Origin of the sequence: Rhodopseudomonas sp. BR0C11 (assembly GCF_010820945.1) — a bacterium.
Taxonomy (GTDB): Bacteria; Pseudomonadota; Alphaproteobacteria; order Rhizobiales; family Xanthobacteraceae; genus Rhodopseudomonas; species Rhodopseudomonas palustris_H.
The window spans coordinates 1-1,836 of sequence record NZ_QTKI01000621.1; the positions used below are offsets into that span (position 1 = coordinate 1).

At 67.2% G+C, this 1,836-nt stretch carries 2 protein-coding genes; both read right to left on the reverse strand.

Annotated elements, in window-relative coordinates; genetic code table 11:
• A partial coding sequence (locus DYI24_RS25880; protein ID WP_164574347.1) for an SDR family NAD(P)-dependent oxidoreductase occupies positions 1-544 on the reverse strand: 544 nt, incomplete at its 3' end.
• Positions 541-1,836 (reverse strand): B12-binding domain-containing radical SAM protein (locus DYI24_RS25885; protein ID WP_164574348.1); only part of this gene is annotated, 1,296 nt, incomplete at its 5' end. The genes DYI24_RS25880 and DYI24_RS25885, both read right to left, overlap by 4 nt.

Below are 1,836 nucleotides of genomic sequence, written 5' to 3' on the forward strand. Positions count from 1 at the left end.
AACTGACGCGGATGCCGAACGGAGTCAGCCACTGCAGCAGCGATTCCGACAGGCCGAGCAGGCCGAATTTCGAGGCGCAATACGCCGCGCCGCCGCCATAGGCGTTGACGCTGGAGCGGCTGCCGATGTTGACGATGGCGCCGCCGCCGCGCGCCTTCAGCGCCGGGATCGCGTGGTGGCAGCAATAGAACGCGCCGGTGAGGTTGGTATCGAGGGTGAGGCGCCAGTGCTCGGGCGGAAACGTCTCGACCGGCCCGAGCAGGCCGACCCCGGCGTTATTGACCAGGATGTCGAGGCCGTCGAACGCCGTGACGGTGTGGTCGACTAATTGCCGCACCGCCGCTTCGTCGCGGACGTCGCAGGCGAGGCCGTGAACCCGGCCGTGCACGCCGTCGCGCAGCGCCGGCAGCGCCTGCGCGATCTCGCTCTCGTCGCGGGCGCAGATCATCACCGATGCACCGGCCTGCGCCAGCGACCGCGCGATCGCAAAGCCGATCCCCTTGCTGCCACCGGTGACCAGCGCTGCCTTGCCGGCGAAACTCATGCGTGCACCTGTTGGCGCTGCGGCTGCGGCAACGGCCGCGTCAGACCGCGCGGCATTGGACCCGCGAACCAGTCCGGCGGCTGCTCGATATGCGCCAGCGCCAGCAGCTCGGGGAATTGCGCGACGCGGTTCTGCCAATAGGCGGACGTCGCGGTGAGCCGCAGGAAGTCGGCGCGATGATGGGCGTGGCGCTGCGCGTCGCCGAGCAGGTGATAAGCGTGCGCCAGCGCCGCGGCCATCGAGGCGTCGTAGGGATAGCCGTCGTGGATCGCCTCGATCCAGCGCGCCAGCTTGGCGGCATTGCCGCCGCGGCGGAAGTTCGGATTGTCGAGGAAGTTGGCGACCAGGTTGAAGCTGAACCAGATTTCCTTCTGCTGTTCGAGATCCGGCACGCTGTCGCGGTCGATCTCGAAGATCTCCCAGCCGGTGCGCAGCACGCGGTCGCGCGCGAAGCGGTAGCCGAATTCGCCGCGCTCGGCGGAGCGTCCGGGATTGATGGTCTTGTCGTAGCGCTCTTCCTTGGTGCGCGCGTCGCCGAGCGACTGGAACGCCGAGAACATCTCTGTGCCCTTCAGCGGCTGGCAGATGTAGAAGCTGGCCCAGTCGCTGGCGAGTTCGACCGCCAGATCGTAGCTGTCCATCATCTGCCCGAAGGTTTCGTCGGGAAATCCGATGATGAAATTGGTCGAGACGAACACCTCCGGATATTTGGCGAACAGCTCGGCGCGGGCGCGCAGCTTCGGCTTGGTGGTCGGCTTCTTGATCGTCTTCAGCATCGCGTCGTTGCCGGACTCGACGCCGATCTTGAAGGCGCGCAGACCGGACGCCACCATCGCCTGCATCACTTCGTCGTCGATCGCCACCGCGATCAGGCCATTGCTGGCGGTCCATTCCAGCCCCGGCACCTGCTCGGCGAGACCCCTGAACAGCGCCAGCGCGCGGTCCCGGTCCCACAGCAGATCGTCGTCGAGCCAGTCGATCGAGCGGATGCCGTGATCGGTGACGAGGTGCTTCACCTCGTCGATCACGTCCTGCACCGTGCGCTGCCGCAGGCCGAAGCCGTTGAAGTTGCGCACCGTGCAGAAGGTGCAGCGGGCGCGGCAGCCGCGTGCGGCCAGCACGGTGGCGAACGGCTTGTCGGCGCCGACATAGCGCGAGAACGCGCCGAGCCCACCGTAGCGGTGATACTCCTCGATCCGGATCGCCGCATAGAATGGCGTGACGTCCCAGTTTACCGGATTATCCGGTGGCGGTGCGCCGAGCTCGACGATGGCGCCGGCCTCGGTGAACGC